17 protein-coding genes are annotated in these 21,904 nt (G+C 58.8%); 8 read left to right on the forward strand and 9 right to left on the reverse strand.

The window, feature by feature from the left end; all coding sequences use genetic code 11:
* Positions 1–14: 14 nt before the first annotated feature.
* The 9 genes from H1B37_RS00910 to H1B37_RS00950 all read right to left on the reverse strand — a co-directional run bounded on the left by H1B37_RS00910 (position 15) and on the right by H1B37_RS00950 (position 12,458).
* Positions 15–1,349 carry a V-type ATP synthase subunit B gene (locus tag H1B37_RS00910; RefSeq protein WP_286177266.1) on the reverse strand — a complete coding sequence of 445 codons (1,335 nt, stop codon included), beginning with the start codon at positions 1,347–1,349 and terminating at the stop codon, positions 15–17.
* A gap of 134 nt (positions 1,350–1,483) precedes the next feature.
* On the reverse strand, positions 1,484–4,561 hold the full coding sequence (locus H1B37_RS00915) for an efflux RND transporter permease subunit (RefSeq protein WP_182864722.1): 3,078 nt from the start codon (positions 4,559–4,561) through the stop codon (positions 1,484–1,486).
* Positions 4,562–4,721: 160 nt separating this feature from the next.
* Entirely contained in the window at positions 4,722–5,942 is a 1,221-nt protein-coding gene (locus H1B37_RS00920) for an efflux RND transporter periplasmic adaptor subunit (RefSeq protein ID WP_286177267.1), read from the reverse strand.
* A gap of 56 nt (positions 5,943–5,998) precedes the next feature.
* Complete coding sequence (locus tag H1B37_RS00925) at positions 5,999–7,462, reverse strand: hypothetical protein (protein ID WP_182864724.1); 1,464 nt, start codon at positions 7,460–7,462, stop codon at positions 5,999–6,001.
* A 125-nt stretch (positions 7,463–7,587) separates the two neighbouring features.
* The gene (locus H1B37_RS00930) at positions 7,588–8,487 is read right to left on the reverse strand and encodes an SgcJ/EcaC family oxidoreductase (RefSeq protein WP_353620747.1); all 900 of its coding nucleotides are present in this window, start codon (positions 8,485–8,487) and stop codon (positions 7,588–7,590) included.
* Between the two features lie 48 nt (positions 8,488–8,535).
* Positions 8,536–8,868, reverse strand: a complete 333-nt coding sequence (locus H1B37_RS00935; RefSeq protein WP_182864725.1) for a putative quinol monooxygenase — start codon at positions 8,866–8,868, stop codon at positions 8,536–8,538.
* A gap of 236 nt (positions 8,869–9,104) precedes the next feature.
* Complete coding sequence (locus H1B37_RS00940) at positions 9,105–11,081, reverse strand: sigma 54-interacting transcriptional regulator (protein ID WP_182864726.1); 1,977 nt, start codon at positions 11,079–11,081, stop codon at positions 9,105–9,107.
* A 277-nt stretch (positions 11,082–11,358) separates the two neighbouring features.
* The gene (locus tag H1B37_RS00945; protein ID WP_182864727.1) at positions 11,359–11,541 is read right to left on the reverse strand and encodes a hypothetical protein; all 183 of its coding nucleotides are present in this window, start codon (positions 11,539–11,541) and stop codon (positions 11,359–11,361) included.
* A gap of 368 nt (positions 11,542–11,909) precedes the next feature.
* Positions 11,910–12,458 carry a dockerin type I domain-containing protein gene (locus H1B37_RS00950; RefSeq protein WP_353620754.1) on the reverse strand — a complete coding sequence of 183 codons (549 nt, stop codon included), beginning with the start codon at positions 12,456–12,458 and terminating at the stop codon, positions 11,910–11,912.
* Positions 12,459–12,481: 23 nt separating this feature from the next.
* Here H1B37_RS00950 and H1B37_RS00955 point away from each other — a divergent pair, with 23 nt between their 5' ends.
* The 8 genes from H1B37_RS00955 to H1B37_RS00990 all read left to right on the forward strand — a co-directional run bounded on the left by H1B37_RS00955 (position 12,482) and on the right by H1B37_RS00990 (position 21,899).
* Positions 12,482–12,730 carry a hypothetical protein gene (locus H1B37_RS00955; RefSeq protein ID WP_182864729.1) on the forward strand — a complete coding sequence of 83 codons (249 nt, stop codon included), beginning with the start codon at positions 12,482–12,484 and terminating at the stop codon, positions 12,728–12,730.
* 79 nt (positions 12,731–12,809) lie between these two features.
* Positions 12,810–13,433, forward strand: a complete 624-nt coding sequence (locus H1B37_RS00960) for a sigma-70 family RNA polymerase sigma factor (protein WP_353620748.1) — start codon at positions 12,810–12,812, stop codon at positions 13,431–13,433.
* On the forward strand, positions 13,433–14,968 hold the full coding sequence (locus H1B37_RS00965) for a LamG-like jellyroll fold domain-containing protein (RefSeq protein ID WP_182864730.1): 1,536 nt from the start codon (positions 13,433–13,435) through the stop codon (positions 14,966–14,968). Before H1B37_RS00960 ends, H1B37_RS00965 begins: the two co-directional genes overlap by 1 nt.
* A 20-nt stretch (positions 14,969–14,988) precedes the next feature.
* The gene (locus tag H1B37_RS00970; RefSeq protein ID WP_182864731.1) at positions 14,989–16,473 is read left to right on the forward strand and encodes a sulfatase family protein; all 1,485 of its coding nucleotides are present in this window, start codon (positions 14,989–14,991) and stop codon (positions 16,471–16,473) included.
* On the forward strand, positions 16,470–17,828 hold the full coding sequence (locus H1B37_RS00975; RefSeq protein WP_182864732.1) for a sulfatase family protein: 1,359 nt from the start codon (positions 16,470–16,472) through the stop codon (positions 17,826–17,828). The genes H1B37_RS00970 and H1B37_RS00975 overlap by 4 nt, the downstream gene beginning before the upstream one ends.
* On the forward strand, positions 17,825–19,261 hold the full coding sequence (locus H1B37_RS00980; RefSeq protein WP_182864733.1) for a sulfatase family protein: 1,437 nt from the start codon (positions 17,825–17,827) through the stop codon (positions 19,259–19,261). The genes H1B37_RS00975 and H1B37_RS00980 overlap by 4 nt, the downstream gene beginning before the upstream one ends.
* A 17-nt stretch (positions 19,262–19,278) precedes the next feature.
* Positions 19,279–20,457, forward strand: a complete 1,179-nt coding sequence (locus H1B37_RS00985) for an agarase (protein ID WP_182864734.1) — start codon at positions 19,279–19,281, stop codon at positions 20,455–20,457.
* An 8-nt stretch (positions 20,458–20,465) separates the two neighbouring features.
* Positions 20,466–21,899 carry a Spy/CpxP family protein refolding chaperone gene (locus tag H1B37_RS00990; RefSeq protein WP_182864735.1) on the forward strand — a complete coding sequence of 478 codons (1,434 nt, stop codon included), beginning with the start codon at positions 20,466–20,468 and terminating at the stop codon, positions 21,897–21,899.
* Positions 21,900–21,904 lie beyond the last annotated feature (5 nt).

Consider the following 21,904-nt stretch of genomic DNA (forward strand, 5'->3'; position numbering starts at 1 on the left):
TACATCGGCTTTGCCTACGCCCCCTGCTTCGGAAAGTACTTGTCGATCAAATTCTGCTTCATCAACAGCTCATCCGGCTCGAAGCACTCCGCCAGCGTCTTCCAACACAAATCCAGCGCCTCGATCACGCCCATCGAGACGCGGATGTCCATGAACCGCTCGCGGAACAGTGCGCCATACTTGAGCAGTTTTTGATCGAACGGCGACAATTCGAACGCCATCGCTTGCTTGCGTTGGGCTTCGACGGCTTCGCTATAAAAGCGGATCATCGTGTTCATGATCTGCGAGTGGTCGTCACGGGTCGCTTTTCCGATCACGTGTTGCTTCAGCCGCGACAGCGACCCGAACGGATCGATGATCCCGCCGTGCAAGTAGAATTGGCCTTCGGTGATGTAACCGGTGTTGTCGGGCACGGGGTGGGTCACGTCGTCGCCGGGCATGGTGGTGACCGTCAAGATCGTGACCGATCCGGCGCCCTTGAAGTCACACGCTTTCTCGTAACGTTGGGCGAGCTGGGTGTACAGGTCACCCATGTAGCCCCGCACCGCGGGAATACGTTCTTGGGCGACACCGATTTCTTTCATTGCATCGGCATACGCGGTCATGTCCGTCAACAGCACCAGCACTCGCTTGCCTTCTTCGACGGCAAACTTTTCCGCCACGGCCAAGGCCATGTCGGGAACGAGCAACCGTTCAACCAGCGGATCGGAAGCTTGGTTGACGAACATCACGGTGCGTCCGAAAACGCCGTGTTGTTCAAAGGCCGTGCGAAAGAAGTGATAGTCGTCAAAGATCAAGCCCAGTCCACCGAACACCAGCACATCGGCATCGGCCTGGAAACCGATCCGCGCCAGCAATTCGCTGTGGGGTTCGCCGGCGACCGAAAAGATCGGGATCTTTTGACTTTCGACCAGGCAGTTGAACAGGTCGATCATCGGCACACGAGTCTCGATCATCTTCGTCGGCATCACCCGCATCACCGGGTTGACGGTCGGCCCGCCGACCTTCGCCTGCGGCTCGGCCTTCAAATCCGGTCCCCCGTCGATCGGCTCGCCCGAACCGCGAAAGATGCGTCCGAGGATGTTCGGGGAATAGACGACTTCCAGGGGTTTTCCGAGGAACTGGACGGTGGCGTCGGTCGACAACCCTTTGCCGCCGGCGAACACTTGCAAACTGGCGAGGCCACGATCCAGGCCGATCACCCGCGCCAAGGACATCTCACCGTCGGTGTTTTCCACCTCCGCCATGTCGCCAAGCGCGACACCGGAGGCACGCAATCGAATCACGTCGCCGACGATTTCTTGGACGCGTTGATAACGAACCAATTGCTGCAAATCGGACTGCATCATCTCACCTGTCGAACCGTCGTCCAATCAATCATGTAAGCCACCCTCCCTGCCAGGGAGGGTTTATTTAAACTTGATGCTATGCCCCTTTTCCCGGTTGTCCTTCCGTACAGCCTCCGGCTGAATCCGTCGTACATTCAATTTGACGCCTCTTCGCCGCCGTGCGGTATCCGGTACAGGGTCGCGTAGAGCGTGGGCACCATCACCATCGTCAGCCCCGTGCCGACGATCAGCCCGAAGAAGATCGTCACGGCCAAGGCGACCCAAAACACGTCTTGCAGCATCGGCAACACGCCCAACACGGTGGTGCCCGCCGCATTGACCACGGGACTCAAACGCGAAACACCGGCTTCCACCACGGCGTTGTATGGCGTCAAGCCTTTCCCCAGGTTGGCGTTCACTTCGTCCAACAACACGACCGCGTTTTTGATCATCATTCCCGACAGACTCATCGCTCCCAACAACGCGATGAACCCGAACGGGGTCTGCGTCACCAACATGCCTCCGGTGATGCCGATCATCACAAACGGAATCACGCCGATGCAAATCAGCATGGGGCGGAATCCGTTGAACAGGGCAACCAGAATGAACAGCATGATCACGATCGCCGGGACGATCCCGGGCACTAAGGCTTCTTGGGACTGCTTCGCACTCCAGTACTCGCCGTCCCAATCCAGACGGTAGCCCGGCGGGAGTTCGATGGCGTTGAACTGGTCCACGACTGCGTTTCGCAGCGTCGGTGCCGTGACGTCATTGGGCGAGCACTGCACGGTGATCGCGCGACGCCGGTCCCAACGCCAGATGATCGGGTCCTCCCAAGGTACCTCGATGCCGTCGATGACTTGGGAAACAGGCACCGACGTGGTCGACAATTTTGGTGTGACTTGAAGCTCGTCCAGCGAGGTGGCGGCGCGCTCGCGTTCGGATTCGACACTCCGCGCCACGATCGGAATCAGATCGTCTTCCTGTCGGTACTGTCCGACGACCACGCCATCGGAAGCACGTTTCATCACCCGGGCCAAATCATCACGCGACACACCGGCCCAGCGGGCACGTTCCTGGTTGTACTGCGGCGACAAGGCCTGGACGCGCTCGCGCCAATTGACGCGCACTTCCTTGGCCAGCGGCGTGTCACGCAGGATCTGTGCGCCCTCTTCGGCCAATCGTCGCAACGTCGCGGGGTCCGCGTTGGCCGGTCCGCTGAAGCGGGCTTCGATCTTCCAGTCATCGAACGCGCCGACCGCGTACTTGCGGACCCGCACCATCGCCTCGGGGACATTTGCTTTCACCCATGCATCGGCGTCGGCGACCAGTTGGTTGACACCGTCCAGCGAGTTGACGTTGACGATGATTTGGGCATACGAGGTGTACGGGTCTTCGGCACTGACCGGCAAATAGAACCGCGGCGGCCCCTTGCCGACAAAGGCACTGACCGTGGTGGTCGCTTCGTGCTGCTGGACGTATTCCTCGATCCGTTGCAAATTCGCGTCGGTCTGCTGGATCCGCGTTCCCTCGGGCGCCCAATAGTCGATCATCACCTGCAATCGACTGGAGTCGGGGAAATACAACTGCGGCACCCAGCGGAATCCGAACACGCTGACCGCCAACAAGCCGACCATGCTGGCCAGGAACAAAAAGCGATAGCGAATGGTCAGCGACAACAACGCCCGGAATTTTTGATACAGCGATCCCTGATACGGGTCGGTCGGTCCCTCGCCCTGCTTGGGGTCCGGCAAGATCGCCATGCACATCAGCGGTACGATCGTCTGGCAAAACACCCAGCTCAACAGCAACGAGATCGCCACGACGGTGAACAGACTGCCGGCATACTCACCGGTGTCGTAGCTGGACGCAAAGATCGGATAAAACGCCATGCTGGCCACCACGGTCGCGCCCAACAGCGGGATCGCCGGTCCGTCGGCCGCTTCGATCGCCGCTTGCTTGCGGTCCATGCCCTTGGCGATGCGCACCATGATGCCGTCGGTCACCACGATCGCGTTGTCGACCATCATCCCCATCGCGATGATCAGGGCACCCAGTGAAATGCGGTGCAGGTCGATCCCCATGATCGCCATCACGACAAAGGTGCCGAGAATCGGAAACACCAATCCGCTGATCCCGATGATGATGCCGGGCCGAATGCCCATCGTGATCGCCAGCAACGCCAACACGATCGCGACCGCTTCCAGCAGGCTGATCATGAATGCGCGAATCGATTCGCTGACCTGATCGGATTGCCACGAAATGCGTTCGACATTAATTCCGACCGGCAATTGGGCCAGCAACTGGTTGATCCGCGCGTCGATTCGCTCGCCCACTGCCACCACATTCTCGCCGGCGGTCGGGGCGATCGCCAACGCGATCGCTTCGCGGCCGTTGTGCCGCAGCAGTGCCGCGGGCGGGTCGACGTATCCGACATTGACTGTCGCCAGATCGCGGATGCGAATGATTTCGTCGCGTCCGTCGGCCACGCTGGTGATCGCCAACTCGCCGATCGCATCCGGGGTGGCGAATTCACCCGTCGGTGTGACCCGCATCCGCTGTGTCTGGTAATCGACGTGGCCGGCATCCACGACCAGGTTTTGCGATTGCAGCGTCTGGATAAACTGAGTCGGTGTGATGTTTAGCTCGGCAAGCTGTGAGGAGGAGACATCCAGATAGATGCGTTTTTCTTGAACGCCCCAGAAGTCGACTCGCGCGACGCCTTTGACGACGCTCAACTCCTTGCGCATGTCCTTGACGTAGCGTTCCAGCTCCGCGTAGCTGTACCCGTCGCTGCTGACCGCCAACAAGAATCCGAACACGTAGCCGAAATCGTCGCCAACCTTGGGCTTGCCGGCCCCCGGCGGCAGCGTCGGTTCGATGTCCGCCACCTTCTTGCGCAGCACGTCCCAAACCTGTGGCAAGCGATCCGACCAGTAATTGCTTTTGATATCCACCTTGATGATGGACAGCCCTGGCCGCGAATTCGAATAGATGGCTTTGACCTCGGCCATCTCTTGCAACTTGGTTTCGATCCGGTCGGTGACCTCCAATTCGACCTGCTCGGCGCTGGCGCCGGGATAGGTTGTCGTGATGGCGGCCGTCTTGACCGAGAACTCGGGGTCTTCCAACTGACCGAGTTGCAGGTAGGAAAAGACTCCGCCGGCGACGATCAACACGATGCCGAAGAACGTGATCGCGCGTTTTTCAATCGAGATTGCAGCCAGACTCATCGACCAACCACCCCGTGCTTGGGGGACGCGTCTGACGTGTTGGATGGCCCTTCCGGGCCGTCCATCGCGGTGCGAGCACCGGTGCGACCGCCCGGAAGGGCCGTCGTACGGGTGCGGGGCGGTGTGCTGTTTTGTGGGGACAGGAGCGTGGGTGTCGGTTTCATAGCAGCTTCACCTCCTGGCCTTCGGTCAACGAGTTGACGCCGGAGGTGACGACGCGTTCTCCCAGTTGAATTCCTTCGACGACCTTCAGTCCGACCGGTGTCAGTTCGCCGGTCTTGACCGCACGGCGGGAGACTTTGCCGCTGCCTTCGTCAAACACCCAGACGTAGGTTTGCGTGTCGTCGTCGGGCAGCGTGAACACCGAACTGGGCGGCACGATCAGATCGGCCTCCTCGGTAGCCTCGCCTTCTTCGCGGTGGTTGCGAACCATCGCGGCCATCCCGGGCAGGATCTTGGCGTCATCGGGTTGTGCGATCTGAACCGTGACCGGATAGGTCCGCGTGGTCTGCGAGGCTTCTCGACCGATCTTCGTGACCGTGCCGTAAAAATCCCGATCCGGAATCGCGTCAAACCGGCAGGCCACCTTTTTGACTTGTGGGACCAGGCCGATCAAAGACTCCGGGATCTGGATCGTGACTTCGATTTCCGACAAGTCGAACATCCGGACGATCGGTTGCTTGGCTTGGACCCGCTGGAAATTGTCGACGTAGCGGACGGAGATTTCACCGTCAAATGGTGCCGTCAACGTCGCATCCTTGAGTTGGTTTTTGGCGTCCGCGACGGCGGCTTCCAACGCCCGGATCTCCGCGCGTTTGGCTTGGATGTCTTCCGGACGGGCCCCGGTCATGCCGATGTTCAACGCCTCTTTGGCGCTTTCGACTTCGGCGATCGTCCGCCTTTTACGGGCCAACGAAATGTCAAATTCCGTCTGCGACACCGCCCGGTCCTTGATCAACCGGGAATTGCGTTCGTGCTCCGCCGCGGCCTGTTCGGCCGACGCCTCTGCTTGGGCCAGCGACGCCTTGAGTTGCTCGATTTCTTCCGGACGAGCGCCGGCTTCCATCGCCGCCAGGTTCGCTTTGGCGCGATCCAGGTTGGCTTGGTTGCTGGCCAGTGCGGTCTCGAAATCGCGAGGATCGATGGCGGCAATCACGTCGCCCTTGGCCACTTCGCTCCCCACGTCGACGGGCAGCGAAATCAGCGGGCCGGCCACTTGAAATGACAACTCGACCTCTGATTTGGCCGCCGCGCGACCAGGAAACTCGCGACCAGAGATTATGGTCAGGTCACCGACTTTGACCGTTCGTACGGGGCGAATCGGCGGCGGTTCCGCCGGCGGGTCGCCACACCCGGACACAAGCGCGGCGGTGACTGTCATGCAGATCGCCGCTCGGATTTTCGATAGTACCCGGGTCATCCGGTCGCTCTCCTTCGTTATTCCTGTTGGCCTTGGGGATCGTCCATTCGCACCAATAACCATTGCTGCGTGGTTCCGTCGGCAAAGTGTACCAGCGCCGGAGCGGAGTCTTTGGTCAAATTGACGATTCCCGTTTCCATAATCGGTCGCGTCTTGCCGACCACGTTCCAGGCCGATCGCTGGGTTTCTTTGTCGACCATGCCTTCGATGGTCTGGGTGCTGTCATCGGCGGTGTTGTTCAGCGTTCCGGAAATGATCCCCTCTTTGCTGATCACCAACTGCAGGAACAACGTGGGCTCGGGGCCCGTTTCCTGGCCGTCGGGGGTCACCGCGAACACGCCCAGCGGCATCCACTCGGTTTCATCGGCCGGGACCTCGGGGGCACTGGCGGCGATCGCTTCGGCTTGGGCCGCATACTCTTCCTCGGTCGCGACGACTTGGTCACCGTAGTAGACCGAGCCTTCTTGGTAGTAGACGTTTTCGCCATAGCCGTAGTAAATCGGTTCGCTCCATCCGTAATTGACCCAGCCGGTCACTCCGCCCCAGGCGGCCCAACGGTACGGACGTGTGATCGCCCACGCGCCCCACATCGGATGGTCGGACCAGAAATCGCGAATCGGGGTGTCTTTCATCTGATCGCGGATCTCGTCGCGGCGGTCCGAGCGAATCTGCTGGCGGTCGCCTCGATTCTCAATCCGTTCGGGCCGATTGCCCACCAACGGCCGATCGGCAGGCAGGTTATCGATGCCCGGTCGATTGCCGATTCCAGGGCGGTCCGCGATGCCCGGTCGGTCGCCTACTCCGGGTCGGTCGCCGATTCCGGGACGGTCGCCGATTCCGGGACGGTCGCCGATTCCGGGGCGGTCACCAACGCCCGGGCGGTTGCCAGCCCCCGGAGGCGTCGCGGGCAGCTGGCTCGGCCGCGGGCCGGAGTCGCGCAAGAAGTCTGCCGCCGCACTACCGGCCAGCCCGCCGGCGACACCACCGGCAATGCCGCTGGCGATGTTGCTGCGACGATTCGACGCCGAGCCACCGGGGCGTGTGCTGGGGAGTGTACTGGGACGCGCGCCGCCCGATCCGCCCAGATTCAGAAAGCTTTGCAAATCACCCGCACTCGGCCGCCCGCCTTGGCTGGGACGTGAGCCCGTGCTGGGCCGCGAACCAACACTCGGCCGGCTGCCCACGCTGGGCCGACTACCGACGCTGGGCCGACTACCGACGCTGGGCGGCGAAATACTGGGGCGTGAGACGCTGGGGCGGGAGACACTCGGGCGCGAAGTGGGACGACTGTAGGAAGGCCGGCTCATCGAAGAGGACGGGCGAGAGAATCCGCCGCCACCGCTGAAACCGCCTCGTGCACCACCGCCGCTAAAACCTCCGCCACGGGCGCCGCCACCCCCGCGGCCTCCCCGAGCCAGCGCGTCGGATGCCGTCGGAAGACTCAGACTGACGACGGCCAAAAACAATAAAACGCGTTTCATTAGATTCACCTTGCCGGATGCGATTGTTCGATTGCATGCCACCGAGGACGCCTGGCGCCGCCCGATGAAACCTCGTCCATGCCGTTGATGACGTCCTTGCCGTGTCTTGCTCACCTGGGTTTTACTCACTTGGATTCTTCTGCCCCGCCTGCTCGAACGACCACCACTTCATCCAAATTGGGTAACAGCTCCCCGGCGACGATCCGATTGATCGATTGCCAAGTCAACGTGTTGTCGTCGACAGACGTCAAAATGTTGGTCGACGTCATCTTGCTGCCGTCGCGCATCGTACCGGTGGACTGAATGTACCACTGCTTGCTCTTCTGCTGCCAAACGCCCTGGCTGAAGCCGCCGTTGGAATCGAACACCCACGATCGGATTTGCTCGGCCGCGGCATCCCAACCGATGATCTGCATCCCCGATTGTTCGACTTGATCACCGACCACCATCGAGAACATCCGCACGATGAAGTTCCGATTCTTCGTCCATTGACACGTCGTTTCGACCCGCCCCACTTCGTCTTGATCGACCCAGCTGCCGATCATCCACTGCAGCTCCTGCAAATGATCTTCGTTGGACACCACCACGGGGACGTCTTCTTCGGTCACTCGGTCCAGCAACCATGCATCGTCACGTTTGACGTACACCGCGGTGTATTCCGATTCCTCCGGCTCCTGTTCCGGCACGATGACCGCCGCTGTGCCGGTCTCCAACGCGACGCTGGGCGAGATGAACTGAACCGACCGGGTCGTCGCGGACAACTTGACGCCCTTGTTTTCAGCAAAGATCGCTGCAAACTGTTCCTCGATCGCCTCGCGGCCGGCAACTTGCTCGCCCGAAATCGGGTTCGTGTACACCGCCTCCGGTGACCACATCGCCGCCAACGCTTTGGCATCCCCCTGGTTAAACGCCGTGACATAGGCCGCGACCTCTTTGCGAATCGTCGCTTCGTCGTCGGCCTGATCTGCCGCCACCGGTCTCACGCACAGCGCAACCAACGCCGCTGCCATGAGTGCAAGAGTCACTCGTTTCACTTGTCGCCTCTCTTTCGGTAATGAAAAGGTTTGATGCATTTATTGACGCTGCGCTCGGATCACAGACAAAACCAACTCGATCCCGCCGATCGTGTCGACGCCGCTGACGTCCACATCCGGTGGTTCTAGCGACATGTCGATGTAGGGCAACAGCCGACGAAACCGTTCGGACCGAAAATGGTCCTCCAAATCCTCGCGCGTTTCCCACTGCGCCCAATAGGTGATCGCATTGTCATCCTCTGCATCGCAAAGGACGCGGCAAAACCGACATCCCCTGGTTGCTTCCGCGGGGCCGGACAAGCTGCAGAAGACCTGTAAAATCTCCTCTCGCTTGCCAGGCGGTGCCACCACTCGCAACACGGCTTGGATCATGCGATCTACCCCAACGGAGTCATTCCCCTTGAATTACATCGGTCCGACCGGCCCAACGCCGCTTGGGCCGGTCACGTCGAAGGCAAAAGGCATACCGGTTTGGCGATTCGTCGCCACAAAGGCCGTAAGTCAATTCCAGAAAACGGCTTGCGGCGATCCGGTCGGCCTGGCCTCGGATCGGGTCGGGCCCATGGAAATGGAGATTCTCCGATATATTGGAGGTCTGCATGCGGTCTTCATCCCTGGCTTGGCCGCCGGATCCCCAGCTTGGCCATCCGCGCTTCCAGCGTCGTCGGCTTGATATCCAGCCGCTCGGCCGCTCCACCGCTGCCGCGGATTCGCCAGCCTGTCTTTTCCAGCACACGCAGAATCTGGTCGCGCTCGACTTCCCTGAGCGTCTTTTGCGTCTCGGCGCCCTCACGTGCGGTCGCCGGCGTCTCGATATGCAGCGTGTCGCTGTCGGCAAGGATCATCGCGCGTTCAATGGCATTGCTCAGCTCGCGGATGTTGCCGGGCCAGTCGTGGTTTTGCAACTGTTTCATCGTCCGCCGCGGAATCGTCTTGATCGATTTCCCCATCCGCCGCCCGAACGCTTCGACGAAGGCCCAGGTCAATGGTGGGATGTCGTCGCGTCGATCTCGAAGCGGCGGCACGTGGATCGGGAAAACGTTCAGCCGGTAGAAAAGGTCGGATCGAAACAGGTTCTTTCGCGTGGCCGCTTCCAGGTCGCGGTTGGTCGCCGCGATGATCCGCACGTCGACCGAGATCGTCTTTGCCGTCCCCAGACGCTCGAACCGGCCGTCCTGCAGCACGCGCAGCAGTTTCGCCTGTAACTCCAACGGAAGCTCGCCGATTTCGTCCAGAAACAATGTCGAACCGTCGGCCAACTCAAAACGGCCGATGGCCGCTGACGCGGCGCCGGTGTAGGCACCCGCGGCGCGGCCGAACAATTCGCTCTCGATCAGCGTGGCGGGCAGCGAAGCACAATTGACAACCGTCATGGGACGGTCTTTACGGGCGCTCAATGCGTGGATCGTTTGCGCCAGCAGCTCCTTGCCCGTCCCGGTCTCTCCGGTCAACAACACCGGCGCATCGGTCGTCGCCACACGTTCGACGTCGGCCAGCACCCGCGTGATCGCGTCGCTGTGTCCGATGATTCGTCCATGACGGTGCTTGACCACGGCGTGTTCACGCAGGTACAGGTTTTCCTGTTCCAATTGCCGCCGCAGCCGAACGTTCTCCGACAGCGCCGCTTGCAGCATTTGTTCGTTCCGACGTCGCACGAGCGCGTTGCCGAACACTTCACCGATCAAACCGAGTCGCGAGAGGATTTCGCGAGACCAATCACAGGGCTTTCGGATGAACGCGAACGTCAGCGCGCCCAACCGCTTGCCGCCGACCTTGATCGGAATGGCGACATTCGATCGGATTCCCTCTCGTAGACAATGCGCCCGCTCCTTCTCCGCGGATTCGGGCAGGTCCTGCGGGATCGAGCGCAGAAACACGGTGTTGCCGCTGCGGAACTGGTTGATGTACCACGGCAATCGGTCGACGGCGAACGGACCGATCGGAAACGGCCGGCAATCTCCCGCGGCATACGAATGCGACACGATCACGTGATCTGCATCGTCACCGAACTCGATAAAGGAGCTTCGATCATTGCCCAGAAACTCCACCAGCGACTTCAGGCTGGCGTCGATCCGGCTGTCGATTTGATCACAGGGAAGATTGACAAACCCGGCCGACAGGTTGGCCAACAATTGCTCGAAGTTGAGCCGCTCTTGAATCTCCAGGTCGGCCCGGCGGTGGGCCGTGAGGTCGACCATCACGCCGACCCAGGCGGCGTCGTCGCGATCGTTTGCAGCCGATCCGACGTCCAGCGGTGATTCCATCACTTCGACGGTCGCGGAATGTCCGTCGGCGCGGACCAGACGTGCCCGAAAACACGACGACTCCGATTCGCCAGTTTGCCAGCGCAGTGATTCCAAATCCGACTGATCGTTGCGGCGGATGAAACTCGACACCGACTCGCCGGTGATCGCGTCCGGGGCACGATCCAAAAGCTGTCCCATGACCGGATTGGCATAACAAATTCGCCCCGCCTGGACCACGTACACGCCGACCGGAGAGCGATCGAAAACCTGGCGAAAGTCCCAATCTGATGGATCATCTGCGCGCCCGTCGTGTCTCCCCAGTGATAGTGCCGATTTCATAGTCCGCGCAACAAGCGTGTCGTCGTTTGTCTCAGTGGGGTTCGCCCCGTCAGTCCAGATCGCCTCGACAACAACCGTTGTTGGCTGCACCTGACGGAGACGGGCTCCAATATAATCGACACAGGATTGGATTGGAGGGCGTGCAATGTGGGCTTGGGGTGGACGTGACCGAGCGTGTAATTTTGAACAGTCCCCCATGCCCCGACGGTCCCTTCCGGGCCGTCGGGATAGACCTGTACGACGGTCCCTTCCGGGCCGTCGCGTGAACCCTACGGGTTCAAGGGCTTTTCACAAGCACAATCAACCCCTGGATCAGCCCCAGTCCGATCAGCAGCCCCACGATCCAGATCACCGGTTTCATGGAGTTGGGGATTATCGGCTTCCGCCGCCGCGGTTGCTTCTTGTCCTGTCGCTTTCGCTTCTTCTTGTTGGTGCCCGTGGTTGAAGTGGAAAGGTTCATGGCGCGTCACCCTGCGATCAATGCCACAAAGTAGGCGGAAAAAATAGCGATCGTCAGAGCCATCCCCGCCCATGCGATCGCAGACGGATCGGACGAAGGCGGCTCGCGTGGATCAGTTTCCGATGGTGGTGCGTACGGATTCATGACACCGACCAGTCTACCACAATCCCGCCCGCGGCAAGCGTCAACGCCCCACCCCGAAATGCCGGCGAGCGGCACCCGAATGCCAGCGGGAAGCGTAACAGCCTGTTGAATTAATCCAGCCGCATGGCGCGAGTCGACGCTGCCAACGATCGACATATCATTTGTCCCGAGCCACTCGCACCGCGTCAAGCCGAATTTGCCGTTCGATTTTCATCCTTGCTAGGTCACAAGCCAGACGCCAAGGCACAAGCCCGCAGCTTTTCATCGAAAGGGCCTTGACCCTCCAGATTTGCCTCCATGCTGCTTTGGGTCCCTGGATCGGAATCTGATTCCCCCTCGTCCAGTTCGAACTCAGGATTTTCCGACACCGGACCGAGCAGGACCTCGTCGCCGTTGATGTGAATGGTTGACGCTGGACGCACGGGGTGAACGGCGGGAGCAGGATCTTCAAATTGCTTGGACGCGCCCCTTTCAAAAAACGCGTCGACGAACTGCCAAGCACTTTGCCGGGGACCAATTCGTGCAACGCCATCGTGCCTCATTGCGATGCCCTTTTCTGCTTCAGCAGACGGGCCAGCTTGCATTCTCGCGAGTTCATTGATCACAAACGGGGCGTCAAACGGGGTAATCAAGTCGTCACCGGTGGTGTCGAAAAAGGCCCCGGGCCAAAGATCCACGTCTGGGGGATCAGGCAGTTCGTTTCCCGTCTGGATGGCGAGTCGGTTGATGACAACCAACGCGTCCAACGCAGAGATCATTCCATCGTTGTTCACATCAAATCGATTGATGGTCAATCATGACCGTCAATGCGTTGTCCGATGTTAAATCGATTCTCTCGACGTTTCTTGGCAACAGTGAATCGACTAGCCTGACTGTCGGCACGAAGTCATCAACCGATGACGGCGGCCGAACAACAAGCGTATCAAAGCCTGCTCCCGCATTCATCAATCAGTCCGATGGCAAGCTGGAAGTGATCAAGCAGCACTTCATGCTCGGGTCGACTTTCTTCGCTGAGTTCGGAACCAGGAGCGAACTGTTTTTCTAGCGTCTCATTTGTCTCGAGGAAGTATCAGGCGTATCCATTATTTCCGCCTTTCGCTTGCCAGTGAATCGTAAATGTAGTCGTGAAATCGAGGTTTTGCGGTTTTTTCAGTTTCTTGTTAACGATTTCTGTTCGTGTTCGGCATACGGTGAAAAGCCCGAAATCCACGCTTGCCGCAGATATGAGCGAAAAAAAGAAGCGAGAGCTATTCACTGACTGCTGGCTCAACGCCGAGCCTGCTATATCGGCGTATGTATTTGCATCGATTTCTCTGTTTCATGATGCTGAGGACGTTGTTCAGCGGATCGCTCACGAGTTGGCTCGGCGGTTTGATGAGTATGATTCTCGCCGTCCGTTCGTTGCTTGGGCATTGTGGATCGCAAAGTCGCGAGTGATCGACTATTACAGGGCTCGCGGACGCTCCCACGAAGTTCTTTCCGACGAATTGCTCGGCAAGCTCGCCGATACGATGGCTCGTCAAGCAGATGATCGGAGTCTGCGGCGAGAGGCACTGGAAGTCTGTCTGGATGAACTCCCGCCAAGATCGCGCCGGTTGCTCGATTTGCGGTATGCGGAAGAATTGTCGATCGATGAGACTGCGCGGGAAATTGGTTCCACCAGCGGTTCGGTCCGAGTTCTGCTGTCGCGCGTGCGGACGGTTCTCGCCAGTTGCATTGAGCGACGCCTGGCAATGGAGAATGCGTGATGCCCGTAGACGATGATTTCATCGACCGCATTCTCGAAGGAGAGGCGTCCGACGAAGAGGCCGCGGAGTTTAAGGCGTGGCTGCTGGTCCCCGAGAACCTCCAGCGGTATGCGTTTCGTGCCGAACTGCATTCGGACTTGCGGCGTTCACTGAGACGTAGACACATTCAGAAGAGTGCGCTGGAAGCGAGCACAGACGGTACCGTCGCTGACTCGGCATCGCTGCAGGAGAGACTTCCATCGCCGATTTTTACTTTGCGACAAATGTTGGTGCTGACGGTAACTGGACTCGTGACGGCGGCCTGCATTCTGATCACATTCGTGTGGCCTGAAGGTAAGCCAGCCCCCGGTGACGCTTACACGGCTACCGTTGTCAGTAAGGTGAACGGTTTGCTCACGAAAGACGCATCCCGATGGGACGACATGCAAATCCCCGTGGGTGATTACGAATTGCAGAAGGGTCTGTTGAACCTGCAGTTCGGCGGTGGAGTCATGGTTTACTTTGAGGCTCCTGCCCGCTTCGAGGCGGTCAGTGACAGACGTATTGTGCTGCACAGCGGGCGACTGTCGGCTAGAGTCCCTCCCGAAGGGATCGGGTTCACGGTGGAAACTCCAGAAGCGGAAGTCGTTGACTTTGGCACCGAGTTTTCCGTCGACGTGGAAGGCGGCGCGAGTGAGGTGCATGTGTTTGATGGGCTCGTGCGCGTCCATCCCGGGGCATCGAATCAGCGTGACGTCTCGAGGTCCGTTGACCTTCAGGCGTCGCAGGCCCTGCGGATTACTGATGGGGCGACTAAGCCCGAAGACATCTCGATCGCGACCGACAGGTTTATTCGCAACTTTGACGAACCGAGACTGAACTACGCTCGCTTGGTCAAGCGGTTATCACCGCTCGTCTACTACCGAATGCCGATTCGTGACCGCGGGCTGGTTTCCGAACCGCCCGAGTACTCCGGCGTTGTCTTGACCGGAGAAGGAAAACGTCCGCCGCATGCCCGCGGTGTGTTCGTCGGCGGATCACTGCGAGTTGGAGCCGATTCCACCGGTCGTGGAGGACGCATTGATTCGCCGCCAGCGTTGAGGATGGGGCGATTTTCGCTGACCGTGTTCGTGTATCTTGAAGCACCCGTGCACGGCGCGATGGTTGCCACAAACCTGCATGATGGTCAGGGCAACTTTGGTCTGTCTCTCGATGAAAACGGATTGCTGCGGGCCGCCATCAGGAGCAGCGATGGAAATGTATCGTCCATCGCGGGCGGTTCCGTCCTGCCACAGAAGACTTGGCGGCATGTCGTTGTGACCGCTGATGGTGAGCAATTGCAGTTCTACGAAGACGGGAAGCTTGTTGCGTCCACACCTTGTGAATCAATGGCAGCCAGCGACTCCGATACGGTCTGGTTCGGAACGGACGCCGAAGCGACGCGGGTGTGGGACGGCCGGCTCGACGAGGTGGCGTTGTTCGACCGGGCACTCAACGAAGAAGAAATCGCAACGCTTTATCGCACCGCTCAAGAGGAGATTGCCAGATCACAATGACGAATCAAAGGAAACTGTTATTGCCAAAGCTTCTGACTCGGACTTTGTCAGCCGTGCTTTGCTTCTTGCCGATCATCGGCCTGAGGGTCGCAACGGCGGCCGACCGGCCCAACGTTGTGATCATCCTTGCGGATGACCTCGGTTACGGCAGCCTCAACAGCTACGGCGCGGATGAGTCGCACATACGAACGCCCAACATCGACCGGCTAGCACAGCAGGGCCGGCGATTCACCGACGCGAATACTCCGTCCTCGGTGTGTTCGCCGACTCGCTACGGATTGCTGACCGGCCGATACGACTGGCGGACAAATCAAAAACACGGCGTGGTCAACACCACGGACCCGCTGCACATCGATACGTCGCGTTCAACGATCGCTTCGCTGCTGAAGGCGGCTGGATACCGCACGGCCGCCATCGGGAAGTGGCATCTCGGGTACGGCACAACGAAGGCCGATTTCACGAAACCGCTTACGCCGGGGCCACTGGACATTGGTTTCGATTATCACTTTGCCGTGCCGCAGAACCACGGAGACGCTTCGGGAATTTACGTCCGCAATCGGCAAGTCGTCGGCTTGCGCAGCGACCGAAATCTTCACGTCGGTAAGTCACCCTATGGTCGAGACTTTATCGGCATTGATGCACCTCAACGCGTCGATGAAGACGTGATGGATGAGCTGACGACCGATGCCGTCACGTGGCTCGAAAAGCAGACCGCCGACACGCCCTTCTTTTTATACTTCGCCCCCGTGGCGATCCATTTTCCCTACACGCCGTCAGACAAAACAAAGGGCGAAAGTGGAACCGGTCTCTATGGCGACTGGATTCACGAGTTGGATCTGTCCGTCGGTCGGATTCTCGACGCCATCGACCGAATGAAGGCGACCGACCAGACGCTGGTCATCTTCACCAGCGACAACGGCGGCGTACTGATGACCGAAGGGACACGTCCCGAGGCGGAAGCGTATCGAGCGGGGCTACGCTGCAACGGCCACTTGCGCGGTCGCAAGCACAGCATTTACGAGGGTGGTTTTCGAGTTCCGTTTCTCGTTCGCTGGCCGGGACATGTTCAGCCGGGAACGGTCTGTGACGACACGATCAACCTCGTCGACATCTACGCCACGCTTGCCGCGGTGATCGATCAGCCGCTTCGACCAGACGAAGACGCTGCTGAAGATAGCTTCAATGTGCTGCCGGCAATGCTCGGCACGCCAAAGGAGGAACCGCCTCGTCCGTCGATGATTGTTCACAGCCCCAACGGAAACTTCGCGATTCGACGTGGACCGTGGAAGTACATCGAAGGCAAATCGAGCCCCACATTGAAACGCGTCCCGCGGCGCGACGAATTGCATGCGCAACTTTTTAACCTGCAGGACGACCCGGGCGAGAAACACAACGTCATCAACAAACATCCCGATGTCGTGAACCGGTTGGCAAGTTTGCTTGAGCAGCAGCGCACCGACGGAAGGTCATCGACGCGAACGCCTCAACGAGAAAACATCAAATGAACAAGCAATTTCTTTCATTCACTTCAATAGTGCTCCTCGCGTTACTGCTAGTAATTTCCTTGTCCGCAGGAACTCAGGCAGCGAATGATAGGCCGCCGAACATCGTCTTCATGTTCGCCGACGATCTTGGGTACGGCGATCTCGGCTGCTACGGGCATCCCTACGCGAAGACACCAGTCCTCGACCAACTCGCCGAAGAAGGGACGCGGTTCACTCAATTCTATGTGACCGGAGTGACGTGTAATCCCAGCCGCACGGGACTCATGACCGGACTGTTTCCGGCTCGCTTTCCGAAATATGCGGCCGACTTCGGGTTCGGCGGCCGCTTGACGATCACCGAACTGCTGAAGGAGCGGGGATACAGAACCGGTCACTTCGGCAAGTGGCACATTGGCCCGGACGACAGCGACGGCACTTATGGGATCGATACGGTCAAAACGATTGGCAAGAGTCGGGACAGATCAGCCGGTAGAGATACCGACCTTTATTCGGCCGCGATTGAATTCATCAGAGAAAACAAGAACGAGCCGTTTTACGTCAACGTCTGGGGGCACGCGACGCATTTTCCCGTGAACACACCTGCTGAACTGGCCGACCAGTTCAAAGATGTGACAGTCGACCGGAAAGACTTCTCGCCAACCATGCAGCACAAGTTCGATGAGTGTCTGAAAATCGGCGGTAATCTCGATGAGTCGATGCGTCAGTATCTCGGCGACGTTTACCAGATTGACTTGAATGTCGGCCGAATCCTGAAGGTCCTTGATGAATTGGGGCTCCGGGAAAACACCATCGTGGTTTTCTCCAGCGACCACGGACCGGCTCCCGTGATTCTGGGAAAGAAAGGTGCGCGGGAATTCTCAAACAACATGCTGGGTTACGCAGGAAAGTTTCGCGGAGGCAAACACGAACAGTACGAGGGCGGCACACGAGTCCCGTTTATCATTCGCTGGCCCGACAAAGTCAAAGCCGACCGGGTCGACACGACAAACGTCTGCTCCTTCGTCGATTGGTTGCCCACACTTTGCTCGATTGCCGGGATTGAGGAACTGCCGTCGCAACTTGACGGAGAGGACGTTTCCGACATCTGGCTTGGGGGCGATCGGCAGCGTACGAAGCCGCTGTTCTGGAAATCCAGCTCAACTGGTAGCACTCCTGCGATACGGGTCGGTAAATGGAAGCTGCACCTGCCTCGAAAGCAACGCGATAGACCGGAACTCTACGATCTTTCCCTCGATCCGAGCGAGGGCAACAACGTCGCCGAAGCTCATCCGGAAGTCGTCGGTCGCCTTGGCAAATCACTCCAAGCGTGGGTGGCTGAACTGCCTGCGAACTATGAAAAGGCGAAAGAAAGATGAACAAGTTCATTCAATCATTGCTCTGCGTCATTTGCCTGCTCGTTTCTCTGGCTTCCGAGTTCAGAGCAGCGCTGGCAAGCGACCGAAAACCGAATGTCATCGTCATCCTCGCGGACGACCTCGGCTACGGTGATCTGTCGTGCTATGGAGCCGAGGACATTGCCACACCAAATATCGACCGGATGGCGACGGAGGGGGCGAAGTTCAACAGCTTCTATGTTTCTCCCGTTTGTTCTCCGACTCGCGCGTCGCTGATGACCGGCAGTCATCCGACTCGCGTGGGTATCGGCGGTGTCATGTTTCCTCGGAACAACCACGGGTTGAATCCTGACGAGATCACGTTGCCGGAGCTGTTGAAAGGTCAGGGTTATGCGACGGCCATCATTGGCAAGTGGCATCTCGGTAACGAAGACATTTTCCAGCCTCTGAACCACGGGTTTGATACCTGGTACGGAACGCCGGCATCCAACAACCAGTTCTATTATCCGACGATCAAGAAGTACGCCGCCGACTGCGTGTTTCGCGAAGGCTACACCCGCGAGGGAATCCTCAAGCGAGAGACAGCGGCGTGTCCGCTGATTCGAGACAACGTCGTCATCGAAGTGCCCGCCGACCAGTCCCAGTTCACGCGGCGGTACACGCATGAGACCATTTGCTTCATCACCGAGAACAAAGACAAACCGTTCTTCGTGTACCTGGCGCACAACATGCCGCACATCCCCCTGCATGCGTCGGAGAATTATGTTGGCAGCAGCAAACGAGGTATCTACGGCGACACGATTCAGGAACTCGACTGGAGCACGGGCGAGATTCTACGGTCCCTGAAAGAACTCGGCCTTGATAAGAACACGCTGGTCATTTTCACATCAGACAATGGCCCCAACACCGGCAAAGGCGGCAGCGCCGGTTCGTTGAACGGCGGCAAAGGCTTGACCTTGGAAGGCGGTGTCCGCGTTCCGTTCGTCGCTCGCTGGCCGGAAACAATTCCCGCGGGAACGGAATCCGACGAAGCGATCACCGGCATGGATCTGCTGCCGACGCTGACAAGACTCGCGGGCGGCGACGTTCCCGACGACCGCGTGATTGACGGAAAGAACATCTGGCCGCTACTCGCAGGAAAGCCGGATGCCAAGTCACCTCACGAAGCCATCTACTACCTGCGAGGCCGGGGCGTGTATGCAATCCGCGTCGGCGACTGGAAGTACCGCACGGCGACCGAAAAGCCTCCGAAGGTGAAGGGCCAGCCCGCCAGCGATAGCAAGTCAAGGAAGGTTGCCGTTGAGACGCTCTATAACCTGCGGGAAGACGTCGGCGAGCAGACGAATCTGATCGACAAGCATCCCGAGATCGCCCAGCGCCTGAAGCAGCAACTGGCAACCTTCGAGACGGAACTCAAAAAGAACTTACGTCCCGCCGGAGTTGCGGGCGAATGATAAACCGGGAACAGACGATGACTGACAACACTTCTCGACGCGAGTTTCTAAGACGCACAGCCGCTCTTGGCGTGGGACTCTCCGCGGCTTCGTTTTCGCAGTACGCGTTGGCTGCACCAATTGAGACGACACAACCGGAGCCAGACGGATTTTTTACGCTTGGCAAGCGGAACGATCACTGGTGGCTGATCTCGCCGGACGGGAAACCGTTCTTCACGATGGGCTTGAACCACATCGATCCGGCGAGTCTGCGGTACCCCGAGAACATCGCAATCTGGCGCGACAAATACGGGGGCAGCACAATTCGCTGGATCGAAGAGTCAGTCGCTCCAAACCTGGAGGACTGGGGATTCAACACGGTCGGATGGGTGCAGGAAGTGACCGTGCGTAAGTGGCGACATTCGCGGGCATTCACGATCGATGAGTATCGAGCGCTCGACATGCCCTATTGCCACCTACTTCCCTTCACCGAATCGCACCAGTGGGAAAAGCACACCGTCCACTACGATTTTCGGAGCAACGACTGGAAGGAATGGGCCGACTACGTCGCACGATCTCACTGTGCTGAGCTCAGTGACGAACGAAACCTGGTTGGCTACTTCTACAGCGACTGTCCGACGTGGACACACTCAAGGCCGGACAACGAATGGCGCGGCCCGATCTTTGATCCGGAACGGCTCAGAACAGAGGCGGGACGCAAAGAACTGACTGAGTTGGCTCACAGCTACTACAAGACCACTCACGACGCCATTCGACGATACGACAAGCACCATCTGATCCTCGGCGACCGATACGAAGCAAACGCTCCCATTGCAATGGAAGTAATCGATGCGTCGAAACCGTATGTCGACGTGCTGTCGTTTCAGGACTTCCGTGACCCGGTGAAACACCTCGCCGAATGGCATAGGAAAACGGGCAAGCCGGTCCTGCTGGCAGACGCCGCGAGAATGAATTGGCTCACCGAGCCGGGTGAATTCACTCAAAACGAAGGCCATTGGTATGCCAAGACGCTGGAGGCGTTGTTCACGAATCCAGGCTGCATCGGTTTCCATCTCTGCGGGGCCTACCAACGCAACCGAGCTCGGCGATACGGTCTGCTGGACGAACAAGAAAAGCCCGACCAGGAAAACGTGGCCCTGATGAAGGCTGCCAATCAACAGATTGCCGCGAGGATGCAACAGGAGTTTGGTCAATGATCACAAACATGAAGACAATCACTTTGCTTCTGACGAGCGTTGTTGCGTTGAGCTCTGCAGGAGCTGCGGACGACCCGCCAAATGCAGAAAGTATCAGCAACCAGGACCAAGCGTTCAACGCCCGCATGGAACCGTTTCTGAAGGAACTGAACCTCACAGATGAGCAGAAGCCAAAGTTCCTGACCATCCAGAAAACGATGTCCGCGAGATGGGCGGAGTTCCAAAATTTGCCCGCCGATGAGCGGAAGCCGAAGCAGCAGGCGTTCTATCAGGCCCGGTTCAAGGAACTTGAGGAGCTTCTTACGCCGGAACAAATGGCGAAGTACCGGGCGATTCGAGCCCGTCGAACTGCCGGAGCAAACACGACGGCTGAGGAGAAAAGACTCCCCAATGTTCGCTTAACCAAGATTGATGGCCGGCACTGGCTCGTTGGCCCGGACGGCAAACCCTTCTTCGCGCACGGCATCACTCATGTCAGCACGAAGCGGGCGAAGTTCGACTTTGCCGAACTGTCCGCAGCCTGCAAACGGTTCGGCTTCAACGCTTATGGGTATGGCTGCCCGCCTCAACTCAAACATGACATGCCCTACGTCGAAAGCTGGAATCACCTCGTTCCGATTTCGTATTACAGAGGCAAAGACAACATCAAGTTTGTTGATGTCTTTGATCCGAAGGTACAGACGCGGCTTGAAGCGGGTGTCAAAGCCAACTGTTTTCGCAGTCTCAGCCACCCGCACAATGTCATCGGATATTGCTGGACGGACCTTGGCTCGTGGCCGCTCGACAATCCATCCGGCAGGAACTGGGTGGACTTCATTCGTGGATTGCCTGAAGAGGCTCCCGGCCAAAAGGCTTACAAAACGTTTCTCAGCACCTGGGATGGTGACGACGAAGCTCGGGACCAGGCCTTCCTTCGCCTGATTGCCCGCGAGTACTTCCGTGTCGTTGGCGGAGCCCAGCGAAAATATTCGCCCGACCATCTGATCTTTGGCGATCGCTTTGACTTCAATACGTTCGACTCAGATGTCGTGAAGGAGATGCTGCCCTACGTCGACGGCATCGCGATCCAGCCGCCTTTCCGGGCTCCATTTCCGAAAGAGAAACTTGATGAGATCCATCAGCTCACGGGTAAGCCGATCCTCTTGTGCGACTTTGCCATTCGGTTCAAGGATGGCGACAAGGACATTCGTAGCTGGAAGGCGGAAAAAGATTCCGTTGCTGCCGGAAAGGTTTACTCCGATTACGTGAAGGCAGCGATCGACACGGATTACATCGTTGGCGTTTTCTGGTGCAATCCGGTTGATACTACGAAGGGATTCGGCAACCCCGGAGTCAAACAAGGTTTTTTTGGCGAGGGTTTGGCGGAGCGGCCCGGCCTGCATCAGGCGGTGAGGGCGTTGAATGTGTACCGTGAAAGCATGACACCAGAGGAGCTGGAATAGTGGTG

It is taken from the genome of Stieleria mannarensis (genome assembly GCF_014154935.1).
Classification (GTDB): domain Bacteria; phylum Planctomycetota; class Planctomycetia; order Pirellulales; family Pirellulaceae; genus Stieleria; species Stieleria mannarensis.